The sequence below is a fragment of the Pseudomonas sp. OF001 genome, assembly GCF_904426495.1.
Lineage (GTDB): Bacteria > Pseudomonadota > Gammaproteobacteria > Pseudomonadales > Pseudomonadaceae > Geopseudomonas.
In genome coordinates this window covers 199,004-217,592 of the sequence record NZ_CAJGBM010000001.1, presented here as the reverse complement: position 1 = coordinate 217,592, position 18,589 = coordinate 199,004, and the positions used below count along the sequence as shown (strand labels likewise).

Genomic DNA, 18,589 nt, shown 5'->3' with positions numbered 1-18,589 from the left:
ATCAACCCACTGTAGGGGCGAATTCATTCGCCAGCATGCCACGCTAGGGCGAATGAATTCGCCCCTACAGGCCGGAAACCGCCCCATCCACTGCACCGCTGTGGGAAAATGCCAGGCTTCCGCCCGATGCACCGCCCCGCCATGACCCAGCCGCCGAAACGCCCCGCCCGCCCCCGGCCCAGCGCCAGCAAGCCCGCCGCCCAGCCGCGCCCGCCGGCCGCCAAGGGCGAGCTGCACCCGCGCAACCGCCATCAGGGCCGCTACGACTTCCCGGCGCTGATCCGCGGCTGCCCGGAGCTGGCGCGCTTCGTGATCCGCAATCCCTACGGCAAGGACAGCATCGACTTCGCCGACCCGGCCGCGGTGCGGGTGTTCAACCGCGCCCTGCTGCGCCAGTTCTACGGCATCGCCCACTGGGACATCCCGCCCGGCTACCTGTGCCCGCCGGTGCCGGGGCGCGCCGACTACGTGCACGCGCTGGCCGACCTGCTGGCCGAAGATGCCGGCGGCGCCATCCCGCGCGGCGCACGGGTGCGCGTGCTGGACGTCGGCAGCGGCGCCAACTGCATCTACCCGCTGATCGGCCACCACGAATACGGCTGGCGCTTCCTCGGCTCGGACATCGACGCCACCGCGCTGGCCTCGGCGCGCACCATCGTCCGCACCAACGGCCTCGACAAGGCCATCGAGCTGCGCCAGCAGGCGGATGCCCAGTGCATCTTCCACGGCCTGCTGCAGGCCGGCGAGCGCTTCGCCCTGAGCCTGTGCAACCCGCCGTTCCACGCCTCGGCCGCCGAGGCCAGCGCCGGCAGCCGGCGCAAGTGGCAGAACCTCGGCAAGCTCGACCCCGGCCGCAAGCTGCCGGCGCTCAACTTCGGCGGCCAGTCCAACGAGCTGTGGTGCGCGGGCGGCGAGATCGCCTTCGTCCGCCGGATGATCGGCGAGAGCCGCACGGTGGCCGACCAGGTGCTGTGGTTCACCTGCCTGGTGTCCAAGGGCGGCAACCTGCCGCTGGTCGAGCAGGCGCTCAGGCAATGCGGCGCCGTGGCCACCCGCACGGTGGCGATGAGCCAGGGGCAGAAGCAGAGCCGCTTCGTCGCCTGGAGCTTCCACGACGCCGCCGCGCGCGCCGCCTGGCTGGCCGCCGAGCGCCCGGCGGACTGAGCCATGGCCTTCACCCTGGCCGCGCCCTGCGAGTACCGCGAGGAGATCCGCAAGAGCCGCTTCATCGCCCTCGCCGCCCCGGCGGACAGCCCGCAGGCGGCGCAGGCGTTCATCGCCGCGCACGGCGACCGCGCCGCCTCGCACAACTGCTGGGCGTGGAAGTGCGGCGCGCAGTACCGCTTCAGCGACGACGGCGAACCGGGCGGCAGCGCCGGCCGGCCGATCCTCGCCGCCATCGAGGGCCAGGACTGCGACCAGGTGGCGGTGCTGGTGATCCGCTGGTACGGCGGCATCCAGCTCGGCACCGGTGGTCTGGCGCGCGCCTACGGCGGCAGCGCGGCGAAATGCCTGCAGGGCGGCGAGTGCATCGCGCTGGTCGAGCGGCTGCCGGCGCAGTGTCACGTGCCGTTCGCCGAACTGGCGCGGATCAGGGCACGGCTGGCTGAGTGGCAGGTGAGCATCGAGAGCGAGACCTTCGACGCCGATGGCGCCCTGCTGCAGCTGGCGCTGCCGGCCGAGCGCTTCGCCGAACTGGGCCAGCGCCTCAGCGACCTCGGCCGCGGGCAGATCCAGCTGGTGCGCCGCGACTGACGCCCCCTTCCACCTCTACACGGAAGTCCCATGAGTCGTCTCAACAAGGAACTGGGCCTGCTGCAGGGCATCGCCCTGCTCAGCACCTCGCTGCTCGGCACCGGCATCTTCGCCGTGCCGGCGCTGGCCGCCACCGCGGCCGGGCCGGCCTCGCTGTGGGCCTGGCTGCTGCTCATCGTGCTGGTGCTGCCGGTGGCCTTCACCTTCGCCCAGCTGGGCCGGCGCTTCCCCCACGCCGGCGGCGCGCCGCACCTGATCGGCCGCGCCTTCGGCGCCCGCCTGGAGCGGCTGGTGGCCTTCATGTTCCTCGCCGTGCTGCCGGTCGGCCTGCCGGCGGCGCTGCAGATCGCCACCGGCTTCTGGCAGGCGCTGTTCGACCTCGACCGCGGCGCGATCCTCGCCATCCAGTTGGCCACCCTCGCCGCCATGCTGGCCCTCGGCCAGCGCCCGGCGCGCGCCTCCGGCATCGTGCAGGGACTGATCGCCCTGGCCATCCTCGCCACCGTGGCGCTGATCTGGTGGGCCGGCGAGCTGCCGCGCGCCGACCATCCGCTGCCGCCGCCGCTCGGCGAGCACTGGTCGCGCATTCCGGCGGCGCTGGCGCTGATGTTCTGGTGCTTCGTCGGCATCGAGGCCTTCACCCACCTGGGCGAGGAGTTCCGCAACCCGCGCCGCGATTTCCCGCTGGCGCTGCTGCTCGGCGTGCTGCTCGCCGGCCTGGTGTACTGGGCCTGCTCGGTGGCGGTGCTGAGCTTCGACGCCTACGGCGACGCCCAGCGCAACGCCACCTCGCTGCCCTGGCTGCTGGAGCGGCTGCTCGGCCCGCAGGCCAAGCTGCTGGTGACGGTGGTCGGCTACCTGGCCTGCTTCGCCTCGATGAACGTCTACGTGCAGGGCTTCGCCCGGCTGATCTGGAGCCTGGCCGACGAGGGCAAGCTGCCCGCCGCCCTCGCCCGGCGCAACCGCCACGGCGTGCCCGGCACCGCGCTGCTGCTGGTGGTGCTGGCCTGCGCGCTGTGCGCGGTCGGCGCCGCCGTGCTGCAGCTGTCCACCGACGAGCTGATCCGCTACGCCAACGGCAACTTCGTGCTGGTCTACCTGCTCAGCATGGCTGCCGGCGTGGTGCTGCTGCGCGGCGTCTGGCGGATCGTCGCCGCGCTCGCCGGCCTGCTCTGCGCGGCGGTGCTGGCCATGCTCGGCACGGATGCGCTGTACGCGCTCGGCCTGCTCGCCGGGCTGGCGCTGCTCGACGCCGGACGCCGACAGGCCACGCCGTCGACCTGAATCCACTGCGGCAAGGCCGTCGCCGGGCGCTTGCTGGGAACGGGCCTGCCCTGGTTACTACTTTGGTAGCGCCTCTTGCCCCCTATCGCAGGATTCCCAAAGCACTGCGCCTGACCGATAAATAGTCGCAAACAACAAGGGATAACCCAGCCATGTCGCGACTGCTCGCTGCCGTGCTCTGTCTGCCGCTGCTTCTGGGCCTGCTGCCCGCCCAGGCCGGCGAGGAAGCGCTGTTCTCCGCCGATGGCTACCGCCTGGACCGCTACCGCAGCCCCACGCCGGCCAGCGTGGAAGGTGCGCAGACCATCGATACCGCCACCCTGCAGCAGCTGCTCGCCAGCGACCAGCCGCCGGTGCTGATCGACGTGTTCCGCCGTCCCTGGCTGCATGGCCGCTTCGCCAGCGACGAACCCCACCACAACATCCCCGGCAGCCTGTGGCTGGCCAACGTCGGCGAGGGCCGCCCCGAGGCGCAGTGGCTGGACTACTTCGCCCACTACCTGGAGCGGGCCAGCGGCGGCGACCGCGCCCGGCCACTGGTGCTCTACTGCAAGTCCGACTGCTGGCTGTCGTGGAACGCCAGCAGGCGTGCCGCCGCGCTGGGCTATACCCGGCTGTACTGGTACCGTGACGGCATCGACGCCTGGCAACAGGCCGGACTGCCGGTGCAGGCCGCCACCCCCGAGCCGCTGCCCTGAGCCGGCACCCCATTCGACAACGACAAGAATCCAGGTGAAGGCCATGTACAAGATCCTCATCGCCGATGACCACCCGCTGTTCCGCGAGGCGATCCACAACGTCATCGCCGACGGCTTCCCGGACAGCGAGGTGATGGAAACCTCCGACCTCGACAGCGCCCTGAGCCTGACCCAGGAGCACGACGACCTCGACCTGATCCTGCTCGACCTGAACATGCCCGGCATGCACGGCCTCAACGGCCTGATCACCCTGCGCAACGAGGCGCCGACCATCCCGGTGGTGATCGTCTCCGCCGAGGAGGACAAGCAGATCGTCCTGCAGGCGATCACCTACGGCGCGGTCGGCTTCATCACCAAGTCCTCGCCGCGCGCGCAGATGACCGAGGCCATCGAGCAGATCCTCAACGGCAACGTCTACCTGCCCTCGGACATCATCCGCTCCAGCAAGCAGAGCCCGCGGCGCACCAGCCACGAGGAACCGAGCATCCCGCCGGAGCTGCTGCAGGCGCTGACCCGCAAGCAGCTCTTGGTGCTCGAACGCATGACCAAGGGCGAGTCCAACAAGCAGATCGCCTACAACCTCGACATCGCCGAGACCACGGTCAAGGCCCACGTCTCCGCCATCCTGCGCAAGCTCGGCGTGCACAACCGCGTGCAGGCCATCCTCAGCGCCGGCGACATCGACTTCAGCGCCTACCTGCGCCGCTGAGCCATGGTGCGCATGGCGCACCCTACCCAGCCCGCAACGCGCAAGGATGCGCAAAACCGTAGGGTGCGCCGTGCGCACCAGACGCCATCCCCTCACTCACCAAACGCCCCCTCAACCTCGCCTCCACCACCCCAGTCGGCCGAATAGTGCCCCTCACGTACCAGACGATGAAAACTGGACCACGGCCAGTCAGCGACCCGCCTCACCAGGCCATGGCGCACTGGATTCCAGTGCAGGTAATCCATGTGCCGCCGATAGTCCTCCTCGTCGCGGATCAAATGCTCCCAGAAACGCCGCTGCCAGATCCCACGCTCGCCGCGCAGTTGACGGCTCAGGCTGGGCGCACCGCCATCGGGCCACGCCTGGCTGACCTTGCGCTTGATCATCGACCAGCGGCGGCCGAAATCAGCATCATCCGCCGGCAGTTGCCAGAGGCAATGCAGGTGGTCGGGCAGCAACACCCAGCCATGGATGGCGAACGGATGGCGCTCACGCACCTCCTGGGTGGCCCGGCGCAGGCAGAGACGCAAGTCGGGCCGGGTCAGCAACGGCCGGCGCCCGTGACTGACCACGGTGAAGAAATACAAGGCTCCCGCCTCTCGGGAGCGGCGATATTCGGACATTCCATGTCCCTCGCGTGGCATATGTCGTCAGCCAGCATAGAAACAGCGCACCGACCAATGCCGTGACGGTGCGCACGGCGCACCCTACGACGTCGTCATCCTCGTAGGGTGCGCCGGGCCGGGACGCTCCCGCCGACGAGGCATATGGTCCCCTAAGTAGCCACAACCACCGCCACACAGATGGGTGAATCCGCGCGTGCCGCCGCGCCGCTCAATCCGCCGCGAAGCAGTACAGCAGTCCCGCCCCGCCCGACGACGCCAGCGCCTCGTTGCTGCAGCCGCCCCGCGAGGGGTGCGAGGAGTTCCACGAGCGCGCTGGCGCACTGTCGTCCAGGCCCTTGCGATCGTGGTGACCGACCATGGCCGCGCCGGTGGTGCTGCTGGTCCAGTTGCCGCAGGTGCGGTCCTCCGCGCCGGCGAAGGCGGTGCCGTCGGCCTGCGAGCCGGTGAGGATGTCGTGCATGTTCGGCGCATCGCCGCGGCCCTTGACCGGCATGCCGCGCTCGTCGAGGCCGGTTTCCTTGTTGAGGTGGTTGTCGCCGTGCAACTGGGCGACGTCCTGGGCGATCAACTCGCCCTTGGCGTTGTGCCAGGGGCCCGTGCCGATGCGGTCGCGGGCGTTCACCGCCGGCTGGCCGTCACGGGCGCTGGCGCTGAGGTAGGCGCGCCAGGTGTGGCCGCCGGCACCGACGGCCTCGGCGAGCTTCTGGCAGTGCGCATCGGCGCCAGCCAGGCCGCCGAGATCGGCGCCCTTGCCCATGCCGGTGCTGGTGATGAAGAAGGTCATCTCGGCCTGGGCGAAGGCGCTGCAGCCGAGGGTCAGGGCGGCCAGCGCCAGGCCGCGCTTGAGGGAGGTCGGGAGCATGGGGCTGCTTCTCCTGTGGACGGTGGAGGAACGACCACCTCATCCTAGTCGAGGTCCTGCACTGCAGGCGTCTTCCCGTCGCGCTCCGCGTCGACGGCGCCCCTATCCCCTCCCCCGCTCGAGCAGATGGCTCATCGCCGTCTTCAGCTTCATCGGCCGCACCGGCTTGTGCATCAGCACCTGGCCGAGGTCGCGCATCTGCTGCTTGAGGTCGTTGCTGTAGTTGGCGGTGATCATCAGCACCGGCAGCGGAACGCTGCGCCGGGCGTTGAGTTCCTGGACCAGCTCGGCGCCGGTGTGGCCGTTGTCGAGGTGGTAGTCGACGATCAGGATGTCGGCCACGCCCTGCACGGTGTCGACCTGGCGGGCGAGGTCGTCGCCGGACAGCGCGGTGACCACGTTGCAGCCCCAGCCCTCGAGCAGGGTGCGCATGCCGGCGCAGATCGCCGCGTCGTTGTCGACCACCCAGACCCGCGCGCCCTGCAGGTGCTCGCCGGGCGGCGGCAGCAGTTCGCTCTGCTCGCGCGGGCGCGCCACGCTGCGCGCGTAGGGCACCTCGACGGCGAAGCAGGAACCGATGCCCTCGCGCGAGGACACGCGGATGCGGTGGCCGAGCATGCGCACGATCTTCTCGACGATGGCCAGGCCCAGGCCCAGGCCGCGGTCCTGGGTGGCGCGCACCGGGGCGCCGCGCTTGAACTCCTGGAAGATCTCGCCGAGCTTGTCCGGGGCGATGCCGGCGCCGGTGTCCCACACCTCGATGGACAGCCCGCCCGGGCGGCGCCGGCAGCCGAGCAGCACGCGGCCGCTGGCGGTGTAGCGGATGGCGTTGCTGAGGAAGTTGCGCAGCACCCGCGCTAGCAGCTGGGTGTCGCTCTTGACCAGCGCCGAGCTGGGCACGAAGTCGAGGGTCAGCCCCTCGCTGGCGGCGATCTGCCGGTATTCGGCGGCGAGGTTGTCGAGCAGGTCGGCGACGGCGAAGGCGCCGACGTCGGGCTTGATCACCCCGGCGTCGAGCTTGGACACGTCGACCAGGGTGCCGAGCAGGCTCTCCACGTCCTCCAGCGAGTTGCTGACGTTGCGGATCAGCCCGGCGCTGGGCGCCGGCACCGGCTGTTCGAGCAGGGCGCTGGTGAACAGCCGTGCGGCGTTGAGCGGCTGCAGCAGGTCATGGCTGACCGCGGCGAGGAACTTGGTCTTCGACAGGTTGGCCTGCTCGGCCTCGCGCTTGGCCTCGCGCAGGCGCGCCTCGGCGCGGGCGCGCTCGTCGATCTCCTCGCGCAGCTGGCTGTTCACTGCGGTCAGTTCGGCGGTGCGCTCGCGCACGCGCCGCTCGAGGTTCTGGTAGGCCTGGTGCAGCGCCTCGGCGGTGCGCCGGCGCTCGGTGATGTCGCGGATCAGCACGAAGATGCCGAGCACCTCACCGCCCGGCTGGCGGTTGGGCACGTAGGAACGCAGCATGTAGCGCTCCTGGCCGGACTGGTTGCGCTCGGCCACCTCGAAGGTGACGCTCTCGCCGGCGAAGGCGCGCTCGATGTACGGCTCGAGCAGGCGGCAGTGCTCGTCGCTGTGCACCGCCTGGATGGCCTGGCCGAGCATGGCGCCGCGCGGCCAGCCGTACCATTCGTCGTAGACGCGGTTGGTGAACTCGTAGGTGAGCTCGCCGCTGATGTAGGCGATCAGCGCCGGTACCTGGTCGGTGATCAGGCGCACCCAGCGCTCGCTCTCGCGCAGGGTCTCGGCGTAGCGGTAGCGCTCGGTGATGTCGGTGTAGGTGTTGACGAAGCCGCCGGTGGGCATCGGGTGGGTGCGCACCTCCAGCACGCGGCCGTCGCCGAGGCGCTGCTCGCGCTCGCGCAGCGGGCGGCCGCGCTCGTCGCGGCTGTCGGGGGTGAGCAGGCTCAGCTCGCTGTCGGCCATCACCTCGGCGAACGGCCGGTGCGCCTCGATCGGCGCCAGGCCGGAGAGTTCGAGGAAGCGGCCGTTCCACAGCTCCAGCTCGCCCTCGGCATTGATCACCGCGACGCCCTGGGACAGGTTGTCCATGGTGCGCTGCAGCAGGCGCGACTTCTGCGCCACCGCCTGCTCGCGGCGCGCGGTCTCGTGGATCTTCACCTCGGTGATGTCGGTGTAGAGGATCACCAGGCCGCCCTCGCGGGTCGGCCGCTCGCTGACCTGTACCCAGCGGCCGTCGTGCAGGCGGTAGAGGGTGCGTTCCTGGTCGGCGCCGCTGTGCTCCTCGACCACCAGCCCGGAGCTGATCGCCAGGCGGCGCACCTCGGTCAGGCGCATGCCGCGGCGGATGCGCTTCTGCAGGTCGCCCCACAGTGCCTGGAAGCGGCGGTTGAACAGCAGGATGCGCTGCTCGCGGTCGAACAGCACGAAGGCGTCGGAGATGCTCTCGATGGCGTCGATCAGGTGCTGGTGGGCGGTCTCGGCGCGGCCACGCGCCTCGCTGAGCAGCGCGTTGCTGGTCTGCAGCTCGGTCATCGCCCGGTTCAGCGCCTCGGTGCGCTCGCGCACCTGCTCGGCGAGCACCACCGAGTGCTGGAAGGCGGCGTAGGCGTCGGCGCCCTGCGGGCCGGAGGACTCGACGCGCTCGATCAGCGCGGCGTTGATCCGCTCCAGCTTGCGGTTGCGCGCCTCGAGCTCGGCCAGCCGCTCGCGCAGCTCAGCGACACAGGCCCCGTCCGGGGCGGCCGATGGCGACTCCGGTGAAGGTCTGGTTGATGTGCATGCCATTGAACTGCTCCCCGTAGGTGTTGAAGCCGATCACCCGCTGGTTCACCAGCAGGGCGGCGGTGTCGGCGGCCAGCCCGCGCGCCTCGACCTCCAGGCGGCGCAGGAAGCAGTCGCAGCCGATGGTCAGCAGCAGCGGGCCGAGGCGCTGCTCGAGGCCGTCGAACAGCGCCTGCAGGTTGGGCAGCAGCGGCCCCGGCTGCATGGCGGTGAGGACGATGCCGTTCTCCACCGCGCAGTAGAAGGTCAGGCTGAGATCGGCGTTGACCCGCTGGATCGAACGCACGTAGTACTGCTCGCCGAGGCGCACCGCCAGCGGGTGCAGGGCGAAGGTCTCGAGGTCGAGCTGGCGCGGATCGACGCCGAGCAGGCGCGCGTACTCCAGCGCGGCCGGCTCGGCGTTGAGCTCGAAAACGGTGCGGCTGGCCGGGTCGGCGGCGGTGACCACCAGTTTCTCCTCGCGCGGCTGGATGTGGTGGGTGGTGAACACCTCGAAGTCCAGCGCGGTGTGCACCAGCACCACCACCGCGGCGCCGGTGTGGAAGCGCCCGTCGTGGTAGACGTGGGTGCGGGTCAGGTGGTTGTCGTCGCCGGCCGAGCCGCCGAAGTGGGGAATGCGTCCGAAGGCGGCGTTCAGCGCCGAGAGCACCAGCTCCTCGCGGCTGGACAGGCCGTCGAGCAGGGTCAGTGCGAAGCTGTGCCCGGCCACCGGCTCCAGGCGGCTGCCGCGGCACTCCTCGACCAGCTGGGCGACCACCTGCTGGGCGTCGAGCAGGCTGAAGCTGTCCAGCGCGTCGATGCGCGCGGCGGCGATGGAGAAGCTGCGGTGGTCGAAGCCGATGGCGCTGACGCAGCCGCGGCCGTAGCCCTGGGGGGTGATCTCGCCGGCGGTGGTGCAGCCGACCAGGCGCACGCCGCCGAAGTACTGCTCCAGCGCCGCGGCCAGCGCCGGCAGGTCGTATTCGGCGCTGCAGAAGAACAGCACGCAGCCCAGGTGCGGATGCATCAGCTGGCGGGCCAGGTCCTGGGCCACGGTTTCCGCATCGCTGGATTCGGACAGGGCCGTGCGGACGACGTCGTTCAGATCTTCTTCCACGTCGCCTCCGGAACGGTAGAACAGACAGACGGGGTCATTCTAGAAAGGCGCGCGCGGGCGGCTAATGCTACTTGGGTACTGGCCGCGCCCCCTCTTTGGTCGGGTCCGCCGCCGTGCGTGACAGGGCTGCCCACAAGCACGAAGAGGAAAGCCTCGCGGCTTTCCTCTTCGGCAGTCGATATGGAGTCCGGGGTGGCGCGGGCGGAGTCTCGCTCCCGCCCGCGCACGGGCTCAGAAGGCCAGTACCGCGCCCACCGCGAAGGTGCGGGTATCCTCGTCGAGGACCGGGTTGCTCTTGCCGTCGATCTCGAACTGGTTGACCTCGGCGACCAGCTTGAGGTTGTCGTTGATGTCGCGGAAGAAGGCGACGCCGCGGGTCTCGTAGTCGGCCGCGGTGCCCAGGCCGTTGCCGTCGTCCTTGGTCTTGCCGTAGGACAGCGCCACGCGGTTCTTGCCGAAGCGGTAGGAACCCTGCAGCAGGTAGCCGTCGCTGTCGACTTCGCGCAGGGTCGGCTCGGTCAGGTTGTTGGTGAAGAACGGGTTGATGCCCTCGGCCTGGAAGCCCGAGGCGCTCAGGGTCAGGCCGCCCATCTTGGCCTGCACGCCGTAGCCGACGCCGGTGGAGTCGACGTCCGCGACGGTGTTGTCGGTGTTTTCCGAGGTCTGCTGCATGCCGTTGATCCAGGAGTAGATCTGCGCGCCACCGACCTCGAACTGGTAGGTGATCTCGGTCTCGAAGCGCGGCGCTTCCTGGTAGGCCTTGCCGGTCGGGCTGCTGTCGTTGGTGTCGACCGGGTCCATGATGCCGGCGGCGATGCGCAGGCCGCTCATCAGCGGCGAGCGGTAGGTGATCTGCGAGGTCGGGAACGGATACGGGTAGCCGCTGCCGATGTTGCCGAAGGACACGCCGCCGCCGTCGACCAGGCCCAGGGTGTCGCTGACCTGGCCGTAGCCGGCGAGCAGCTCGTCGAGCAGGATGTTGGAGCGGGCGAACAGGCCGAAGTCCTTGCCGAACAGCACCTCGCCCCACTCCGGGCTGGAGGCGGTGGCGTAGAACTGGCGCACGTCGATGGCGGTGCCGGTGCCGTTCTGCTCGCTGTCGTTGATGGTCACCCAGAACGAGGAGCGGCCGCCGAGCTTGAGGCCGTCGACCTGCTTGCCGAAGTTGAAGCCGATGTAGTTCGGCAGGAAGCCCATCTTCACGCGCGACTGCTTGCGGTCGAGGTTCAGGCTGTCGTCACGGTCCACGTCGCTGTTGACGTAGAAGGCGTTGAAGTAGCCGTCGGTGGAGAAGGTGGTGTCGTTCTTGTCGTACAGCACGATCTCGGCCGAGGCCGGCAGGCTGATTGCGAGGGCGGTGGCAGCCGCCAGAAGGGAGTAGCAGGCTTTGTTCTTGTTCATCATTGTCTCCGCTTGCGTCAGGACGACTGCCTGATCCAACAGTCGAGCGGATTATCCGGAGCGACCCGCAACGCCCCGTATTCTGCGCAGGCAGCGAAGACCTCATGCTTTGGCAGGCCGCTACGGCGCGCGCCGAAAGCCGCTCATCCCTGTCGGGCGAAGGTCGTGCTACTCCCGCACGCCACATGATGCTTTCGGAGTAAGCGGGCGCTCTCTAGAAACATTTCGTGCGCTGATCGCCCGTCGGGCTTCCCTGCGCCGCGGCGCCCTGCGGATAATGTCCCGGCCGCTCTGCTGCGGCCCTTCCAGCCGCCAGAGACGCCCGCCGTGTTCGACATCCTCACCATCACCGCCCCCATCTTCCTGCTCATCGGCCTCGGCTACCTGTCCGTGCGCGGCGGCCTGCTGGGCAGCGAGCAGATCCGCGGCATCGGCAGCTTCGTCATCCACTTCGCCCTGCCCGCCCTGCTGATCCATTCGCTGGCCACCCGGCCGGTGGAGGAAATCCTCAACGCCGGCTACCTGCTGGCCTACGGCCTGGCCTCGCTGGCGGCCTTCGCCGCGGGCTTCGCGCTGGCGCGCTGGGGCCGCCGGGAGGGCCTGGCCGGCGCAGCGATGAGCGGCCTCGGCATGTCGGCCTCGAACAGCGGTTTCATCGGCTATCCGGTGGTGGTGATGGTGGTCGGCCCGCTGGCGGCGCTGCCGATGGCGCTGTGCATGCTGGTGGAGAGCCTGCTGATGGTGCCGCTGGCGCTGACCTTGGCCGAGGCCGGCCGGCCGAACGGCGGCGGGGCGCGCCGGGTGGCGCTGGAGATCGCCCGCCGCCTGGCGAGGAACCCGGTGCTGATCGGCATCCTCGTCGGCCTCGGCCTGTCGCTGCTGGAGCTGCGCCTGCCGCCGATGCTGCTGCGCCCCGTCGAGATGCTCGCCCAGGCCTCGGCGCCGGCGGCGCTGTTCGTCATCGGCGGCACGCTGTGCGGACTCAGGCCCGCCGGCATGCTGGCGGACGCCGGCCAGATGGCGCTGGGCAAGCTGGTGCTGCACCCGCTGGCGGTCTACGTCGCCTTCGCCCTGGTGCCCGGCGTGGCGCCGGAACTGAAGATCGCCGCCCTGCTGTTCGCCAGCGCGCCGATGTTCACCGTCTACCCGCTGCTGGCCCAGCAGTACGGCCTGGGCGAGCGCTGCGCCGCGGCGCTGGTGGTCACCACGCTGCTGTCGTTCTTCAGCATGAGCCTGCTGCTCGGCGTGCTGCCGCAGCTGTTCGTCAGCGGCTGAGCAGCCAGCGCCACTCCGCCGCCGCCAGCTCGGCGGCGGCGCGCTGCAGGTCGGCCGGCGCGAGTCGCTGCAACGCCGCGTCGACCGCCTGCACGTGCGCGGCGTCGCGCCCGCCCAGCCAGTCGCCGCAGGCCTGCAGCAGGCGCGCGCGGCGGCTGCCGCCGTGCAGGGCGTCGAGGGCCGCGCCGCGGGCCGGCTCCAGGCGCGCCGCGTCCAGCCCGGCCAGGGCGGCGGCGCTGCCGGCGAGGAAATCACGGATCGCCTGCTGCAGGCGCGCGCCATCGGCATGCGGCGACTGCACGCCGAACTGCAGCTCGGCGCCCTCCTCCCCGGCCAAGAAACGGCTGAACAGCGCGTAGCCCAGCCCCTGCTCGACGCGCAGCGCCTGGTGGAAGGCGCTCTGGCGCAGCACCGCCAGCAGCCGCCAGGCCGCCTCCCGCTCGGCGTCGCCGGGCGGCGCCAGCAGGCGCAGCAGCACGGCGTGCTCGCCCTCGTCCAGCGCCAGGCGCTGCAGGTGTTCGCCACCCAGCCAGCGCGGCGCGGCGACGGGCTGCGCGGCGGCCGGCGCGAAGTCCGCCGGCAGCGGCACTCCGCCGAACGCGCGGGCATGGCGCACGCCGGCGGCGAGGAAGGCGGTCAGCCGGCGGCGCAGTTCGCCATCGTCCCGCCCGTCGAGCGCCGGCGGCGCCAGCTCGTGCTCCGCCAGGCGCCCCTGTGCCGCCGGATGGGCCAGCAGGCGGCGCAGCAGCAGTTGCCGTTGCGCCTCGGCGCGGCGGCGCTGCAGGACGGCCCGCCACTGCGCCGGATCGCCCGCCGCCAGTTCCGCCAGCAGGCGCTTGAGCAGCGCCGGCAGGCCGCTGGCCGGCCCGCTCAGGCACAGCCGCAGCCAGCCCGGGCGCGGCAGCGCCTGCCAGTCGTGAGCGAGCCGGGCGGCGCCGTGCAGCGCCTGCTCCCAGCAGGCGGTCAGCGCCGCCTCGGCCAGTTCGGCAGTCAGCCGGTGGTCGCCGCCGTCGCCCGGCTGCCAGGCCAGCAGCAGCGCGGCATGGCCGGGGCGCAGCAGCGCCGGGTCGGCATCGGCCGCTGCCGCCGCGGCGCCACGGGCGAGGAAGGGATTGGCCGGCGGCGCCTGCCAGCGCGGCGCGGCCACGGCCGGCAGGCCGTCCAGCCGGCGCACGCGGCGACGCACCGGAAACCAGGGCGTCGGCTCACCGCCGTCCAGGCGCGCGCGGGCGACCTGCAGGATCAGCCGCTGCGGGTCCGCCGCCAGCCCGGCCAGCAGCCCGGCCAGCAGCCCGGCGGGCGTGCCCGGCGCGGACCACGGCCGCCAGTCGCCGCTCCCCTGGCGCGGCCAGCGCTCCAGCCACAGCGCGGCGCGCTCCATGGGCGCCAGCTCGAACTCCTGCCAGGCCAGCTCGCGGCACAGCGCCGCCCACTCGTGCGCGTCCGGCGCCAGCGCCGGCGCAACGGCGAGGCGCTGCAGCCAGTCGCTGCACAGCGCGGCGATCTGCGCCTCGCGGCCCTCGCCGCCGTCCGCCAGCGCGAGGCGCAGGCCCAGCAGGCCCGTGCCGGCGCCGCCGTCCCGCCAGTCGATGCCCACCTGCTGCGCCCAGCCGCGCGCGCGCAGCTCGGCCAGCAGGCCGCCGGCCGCCGGCTGCCCGGCGGCCTCGCGCAGCAGGGCGAGCAGGCCATCCTGCCGCTGCGCGTCCAGCGCCAGCGGCAGCCACAGACTCAGCCGCCGCAGCGCCTGCGGCTGTTCCAACAGCAGTTCGAGCGCCCCCTGCCCGGCCGGCCACAGCGACGGCCAGGGCTCCTCCCGCACCGGCTCCCCGTCCGGCAGCACGGCGAGCAGCTCGCGGGCCAGGCGCTCCAGCTCGTCGAGCGGCTGCGGCCCGCCGAGCAGCAGGCGCAGTCCGCGACCGCGGTAGTGGCGGGCATGCCAGGTGCGCAGCGCGGCGAGGAAGCGGGGATCGTCGGTGTCCAGGCTGTCGCGGTTGCCGGCCTGGAAGCGCGCCAGCGGATGCGCGGGTTCCAGCAGCGCGGCCAGGGCGCCGTGCAGCTGGCTGTCGGGGTCGGCGCAGCGCGCCCGGTATTCGGCCTCCAGCACCTCGCGCTCGGCGCGCAGGCGCTCGGCGTCCAGCAGCGGCCTGGCCAGCAGGTCGGCCAGCCGGCCCAGCCCCGGCGCCAGCTGGTGCACCGGCAGCTCCAGGTAGTAGAGGGTCTGCAGCCCCAGGGTGCGTGCGTTGTAGCGGCCGCCGTGGCCGTGCACGTAGTCGGCGAAGGCGCCGACCGCGGGGTGGCCGGCGCTGCCGAGGAACAGCGCATGTTCGAGGAAGTGCGCCAGCCCCGGCCAGTCCGGCGGTTCGTGGCAGCTGCCGGCCGCCACGCTGGCCGCCAGCGCCACGCGGCGGGCCTGCGGCTCGTGGTAGAGGGCGACCGTCACGCCGTTGTCCAGCCGCAGGGTGCGCCGCGGCAGTCGGGGGTATTCGCAGTCCATGGGCCTTGGCCTGTCGGCGGGGATGGCTTGCAGCATCGCCCCGCGCCAGCCGGCCGACAACCCTGCGCAAGTCGCAGGCCCTTGCGACCAAAGTAGCGGACACGAAAAAGGCGCTGCATCGCTGCAGCGCCTTTCCGCCCGCGCGCCGGCGCGGGGCCGGTGCGCAGACTTACTGCTGGTAGCCGCCCTGGGTGCCCTGGGCGCCCGGCAGCGGACGCAGGTTCACCTCGACGCGGCGGTTCTGCTGGCGGCCGGACTCGCTGGCGTTGCTGGCCACCGGCTGGTCCGGGCCGGCGCCGCGGGTGGTCACCCGGCTCGGATCGACGCCCTGGGAGATCAGGTAGTTGGCCACGCTCTGCGCGCGACGCTGCGACAGGCCCATGTTGTACTGGTAGCCGCCGGTGTTGTCGGTGTGGCCGACGATCTCGATGCTGTTCTGGTTGAACTGCTTGAACGAGCTGGCCAGGTTGTTCAGCGGGGAGTAGAAGCCGCTGGAGATGTCCGCCGAATCGGTGGCGAAGGTGATGTTGCCCGGCATGATCAGCTGGATGTTGTCGCCCTGGCGCTGCACTTCGACGCCGGTGCCCTGCATCTGCTGGCGCAGCTGCTCTTCCTGCTTGTCGGCGTAGTAGCCGTAGCCCGCGCCGCTGGCGCCACCGATGGCGGCGCCGATCAGAGCGCCCTTGCCGCGGTCGTCGTGGCTGATCAGCGCGCCGGCAGCGGCGCCGGCCAGGGCGCCCAGGCCGCCGTACTTGGCGGTCTTGCTCATGCCGGTGTCCGCGCCAGCCGGCTGCTGCTGGTAGGGGTTCTGCGCACAACCGCTCAGCACGGCCAGGGCGGCAGCGGACAGGATCAGACGACTCGACAGTTTCATGGATGGCTCTCCTTACGATGACTCGGGCCCGCCAGCGGCGGGCAGATGACCCTTAGAGGCCGGCGCCGGCGATAAATTCCCGACGACCGGCATCCTCAGGCGCGGATGAACGGATTCTCGCGCATTTCCTCACCCAGCGTAGTCTGCGGGCCATGGCCCGTGATCACGGTCGCCTCCTCGTCGAGGGTGTACAGGCGCTGGCGGATCGAGCGCTCGATGGTGGCGTAGTCGCCGCCCCACAGGTCGGTGCGGCCGATACCGCGGCGGAACAGGGTGTCGCCGGCGATCAGCAGCTTGGCGTCGGCGAACCAGAAGCTCATCGAGCCCGGCGTGTGCCCCGGGGTGTGCAGCGCCACGCCGCAGCCGCAGGCCAGCTCCTCGTCGTCCTGCAGGTAGCGGTCCGGCGCCGGCACCGGGGTGTAGGGCACGCCGAACATGCGGCACTGCAGCTCCAGGCTGTCCCACAGGAAACGGTCGTCCTCGTGCAGGTGCAGGGTGGCGCCGGTGCGCTCCTTCATCTGCCCGGCAGCGAGGAAGTGATCGAGGTGGGCGTGGGTGTGCACGATGCTGACCAGCTTGAGACCGTGCTTTTCCAGGCGCGCCATGATCAGCTCGGGATCGCCGCCCGGATCGACGACGATGGCCTTCTTCGTCACGGGATCGCCGATGATGGTGCAGTTGCACTGCAGGGGGCCGACGGGGAAGGTTTCGCGGATCAGGGCGGGCTGGGCGGTCATGGGGCGGGAGCTCCGAAAGGGGGTCTGCGCGATCCGCCTATGGTAGCGCACAACGGCCCGGCCCCGTCGCGGGGGCGGGCCGCCGCTGCCGGAGCCTCGCATGAGTGCCTTGCGGGCCCGGTCAGTCCGCTGTTGGCGCGGGCAATGGGCTGCATGCGCCTGCCTGGCCGTCAGTAGTAGTACCAGCGCAGCTGTACCTGCACCTCGCTCTGCGGCGCGGCGCGCTGGCCGAACTGGCGCTCGGCGGACAGGCGCAGGCCGAGGTTGTGGCCGAGTTCGATCTGCTGCTCGAGCGCCAGGCTGCGGCGCACCTCGCCGTTGTGGAAATAGTCGCCGCGCGCCTCGAGCAGCAGGTTGCCGCCGCGATTGCGCCACAGCAGGCCGCCGTCGAAGCCGGCAGCCGGGCTGAGCCAGGCGGCGAAGTCGCGATTGTGCTCGACGCGCGCCGTGGCCAGGGCGAAGGCCAGCAGCCCGTCGCCCAGTTGCCAGGTGAAGCCGCCGCCGCCATTGAGGTGGCCGACCAGGCGCTGGTCGTCGTCCACGCCGGGTACCCGCTCCAGGCCGCCGGCGATCTGCCAGGACCACGGCTGGAGCAACTGGGTGCGCGGGGTCAGGGAGCGGATGCCGGCAAGGTCGAGCTGCTGCAGCTGCCAGTGGTTGCCCTCGTACTGGCGCAGCTTGAGCTGGGCGATCTCGATCTGCGCACCGAGCGGGAAGCCGTACAGGTTGTCGGTGAGGTCGTGGTAGGCCATGCGCAGGCCGTATTCGGCGTAGGCGCGCTCGTCGCGGCTGCCGACGGCGAACTGCAGGGTGCGCGAGTCGTGGCCGTCCTCGGGCAGGCCGGGCCGCGCGATGTCCAGGCGCGGCGGCGGATTGTGGTTGATCGCCTGCAGCAGGCGGTAGCTGCGCGCGGCGCTGTCCGGATCGCGTTCGACTCCGGCCACCTGGTAGCGCACCAGGCGGTAGGCGCTATCCTGGATCAGCGCGCGGCGCTCGACCGGCAGAGCCTGGTAGTCGGCCGCCTGCAGTTGCCCGCTGTCCGCAGCCAGCTGCTGCACCCACAGCTGCTCGGCCGGCGCCAGCGGCGTGGCGCGGGCCAGCAGCTCGCGCTCGCGGGACGGGCGGTAGTCGATGCGTTCGACCAGTTCGGCGCGCTTGACCGCGCGCACGGTATCGGCGGGGATCGCGGTGAGCGGGAACTGGGCAGTCAGGCGCAGCCCCGGGCGGGCGATCTCCAGCAGCTCGAGCAGGCGGTAGGAGCAGTTCTCGTCGAAGAAGAAGTAGTCGAACTGGATCTGCCTGAGTTCCCAGACGTGCTCGAGCATGCGCCCGGTCTCCTCGGGCGTCAGGTTGAGGCGGTACTCCCACAGGTCGCGGTTTTCCAGGCGACTGTATTCGCCGATCTTCTCGCGATAGGGCAGCAGGGCGAACAGTCCCGGGTAACCGCCCATCAGGCCCTTCCAGGCGTACAGGATGCTGTTGTCCATGCCCTCGATGGTGGCGCCGAAGTTCAGCGCGTAGCTGAGCAGCGCCGTGCCGTTGGCCTCGCTGCCGGGCGGATCGATGCGCAACAGGGTATGGCCGAACATCGACGACGGGCTGTTCAGATAGGCGGCCGGAAACACCAGCACGCTGGAATGCGGGTCGATGTCGGCGTACCAGGCGCGATACTCCGGGCAATCCACCACCGGCAGGTCGGTGAGCGCCAGCCGCTCGCGCAGCCAGCGGGTGCGCGCCGGGTAGACGCACTGCGGATGGCGGTCGCCCAGCGCCGGATCGCGATACAGCGCCTCCAGCGTGGCGCCCAGCTCGGCGGCCGGCTCGGTGGCCCCCGAGCCGGCGAGGAAGAATTCGTCGTCGTCGACGTAGCTGCGCCAGCCGCCGAGCTTGCCGCTCTCGTAGTGGCCGAGGGCGAGCCAGTAGGGATCGCCGGCCAGGGCCGCGAGGCGGACGGAATCGATCTGCGGGGCGGCCTGCGCGGCGGCGGCGCAGGCGACGGACAGCAACAGCGGGAACAGGCGTCGCGGCATGGACAGTCA

At 71.3% G+C, this 18,589-nt stretch carries 15 protein-coding genes; 6 read left to right on the top strand and 9 right to left on the bottom strand.

The genetic code is table 11. The annotated features are described in order from the left end of the window. Positions 1-126 precede the first annotated feature (126 nt). The 5 genes from rlmF to RA210_RS00900 all read left to right on the top strand — a co-directional run bounded on the left by rlmF (position 127) and on the right by RA210_RS00900 (position 4,446). Positions 127-1,164, top strand: a complete 1,038-nt coding sequence (gene rlmF, locus RA210_RS00920) for a 23S rRNA (adenine(1618)-N(6))-methyltransferase (protein ID WP_442963352.1) — start codon at positions 127-129, stop codon at positions 1,162-1,164. Between the two features lie 3 nt (positions 1,165-1,167). After that, positions 1,168-1,755: an IMPACT family protein gene (locus RA210_RS00915; protein WP_201485112.1), complete on the top strand. Its 588-nt coding sequence runs from the start codon at positions 1,168-1,170 to the stop codon at positions 1,753-1,755. Between the two features lie 30 nt (positions 1,756-1,785). Beyond that, positions 1,786-3,039 carry an L-methionine/branched-chain amino acid transporter gene (yjeH, locus tag RA210_RS00910; RefSeq protein WP_201485111.1) on the top strand — a complete coding sequence of 418 codons (1,254 nt, stop codon included), beginning with the start codon at positions 1,786-1,788 and terminating at the stop codon, positions 3,037-3,039. A 152-nt stretch (positions 3,040-3,191) separates the two neighbouring features. Further along, positions 3,192-3,737 (top strand): PQQ-dependent catabolism-associated CXXCW motif protein, encoded by a 546-nt coding sequence (locus tag RA210_RS00905; RefSeq protein WP_201485110.1) that lies wholly within the window; start codon positions 3,192-3,194, stop codon positions 3,735-3,737. A gap of 43 nt (positions 3,738-3,780) precedes the next feature. Beyond that, the gene (locus RA210_RS00900) at positions 3,781-4,446 is read left to right on the top strand and encodes a response regulator transcription factor (RefSeq protein WP_201485109.1); all 666 of its coding nucleotides are present in this window, start codon (positions 3,781-3,783) and stop codon (positions 4,444-4,446) included. Between the two features lie 92 nt (positions 4,447-4,538). Here the strand turns inward: RA210_RS00900 and RA210_RS00895 are convergent, their stop codons facing one another. From RA210_RS00895 to RA210_RS00875, 5 genes are all read right to left on the bottom strand, one after another. After that, a complete protein-coding gene (locus RA210_RS00895; protein WP_201485108.1) occupies positions 4,539-5,069 on the bottom strand; it encodes an REP-associated tyrosine transposase in 531 nt (176 codons plus the stop codon). A gap of 211 nt (positions 5,070-5,280) precedes the next feature. Continuing rightward, entirely contained in the window at positions 5,281-5,934 is a 654-nt protein-coding gene (locus tag RA210_RS00890; RefSeq protein WP_201485107.1) for a hypothetical protein, read from the bottom strand. A gap of 102 nt (positions 5,935-6,036) precedes the next feature. Continuing rightward, on the bottom strand, positions 6,037-8,676 hold the full coding sequence (nahK, locus tag RA210_RS00885; protein ID WP_136490688.1) for a hybrid sensor histidine kinase/response regulator NahK/ErcS': 2,640 nt from the start codon (positions 8,674-8,676) through the stop codon (positions 6,037-6,039). Next, on the bottom strand, positions 8,606-9,769 hold the full coding sequence (gene nosP, locus RA210_RS00880; protein WP_178084079.1) for a nitric oxide-sensing protein NosP: 1,164 nt from the start codon (positions 9,767-9,769) through the stop codon (positions 8,606-8,608). Before nosP ends, nahK begins: the two co-directional genes overlap by 71 nt. A 231-nt stretch (positions 9,770-10,000) precedes the next feature. Beyond that, the gene (locus tag RA210_RS00875) at positions 10,001-11,173 is read right to left on the bottom strand and encodes a porin (RefSeq protein WP_136490689.1); all 1,173 of its coding nucleotides are present in this window, start codon (positions 11,171-11,173) and stop codon (positions 10,001-10,003) included. Positions 11,174-11,497: 324 nt separating this feature from the next. Between RA210_RS00875 and RA210_RS00870 the strand changes: the two genes are divergently transcribed. After that, positions 11,498-12,445 carry an AEC family transporter gene (locus tag RA210_RS00870; RefSeq protein WP_201485106.1) on the top strand — a complete coding sequence of 316 codons (948 nt, stop codon included), beginning with the start codon at positions 11,498-11,500 and terminating at the stop codon, positions 12,443-12,445. Here RA210_RS00870 and pqqF read toward each other — a convergent pair. From pqqF to RA210_RS00850, 4 genes are all read right to left on the bottom strand, one after another. Next, positions 12,435-14,939, bottom strand: a complete 2,505-nt coding sequence (gene pqqF / locus RA210_RS00865) for a pyrroloquinoline quinone biosynthesis protein PqqF (RefSeq protein ID WP_201485105.1) — start codon at positions 14,937-14,939, stop codon at positions 12,435-12,437. The two genes, RA210_RS00870 and pqqF, sit on opposite strands and share 11 nt — an antisense overlap. A 169-nt stretch (positions 14,940-15,108) precedes the next feature. Beyond that, on the bottom strand, positions 15,109-15,813 hold the full coding sequence (locus RA210_RS00860) for an OmpA family protein (RefSeq protein ID WP_136490519.1): 705 nt from the start codon (positions 15,811-15,813) through the stop codon (positions 15,109-15,111). A 95-nt stretch (positions 15,814-15,908) separates the two neighbouring features. Next, entirely contained in the window at positions 15,909-16,550 is a 642-nt protein-coding gene (locus RA210_RS00855) for an MBL fold metallo-hydrolase (protein ID WP_201485104.1), read from the bottom strand. A 170-nt stretch (positions 16,551-16,720) separates the two neighbouring features. Continuing rightward, positions 16,721-18,580 (bottom strand): Lnb N-terminal periplasmic domain-containing protein, encoded by a 1,860-nt coding sequence (locus RA210_RS00850; protein WP_201485103.1) that lies wholly within the window; start codon positions 18,578-18,580, stop codon positions 16,721-16,723. Positions 18,581-18,589: the final 9 nt, after the last annotated feature.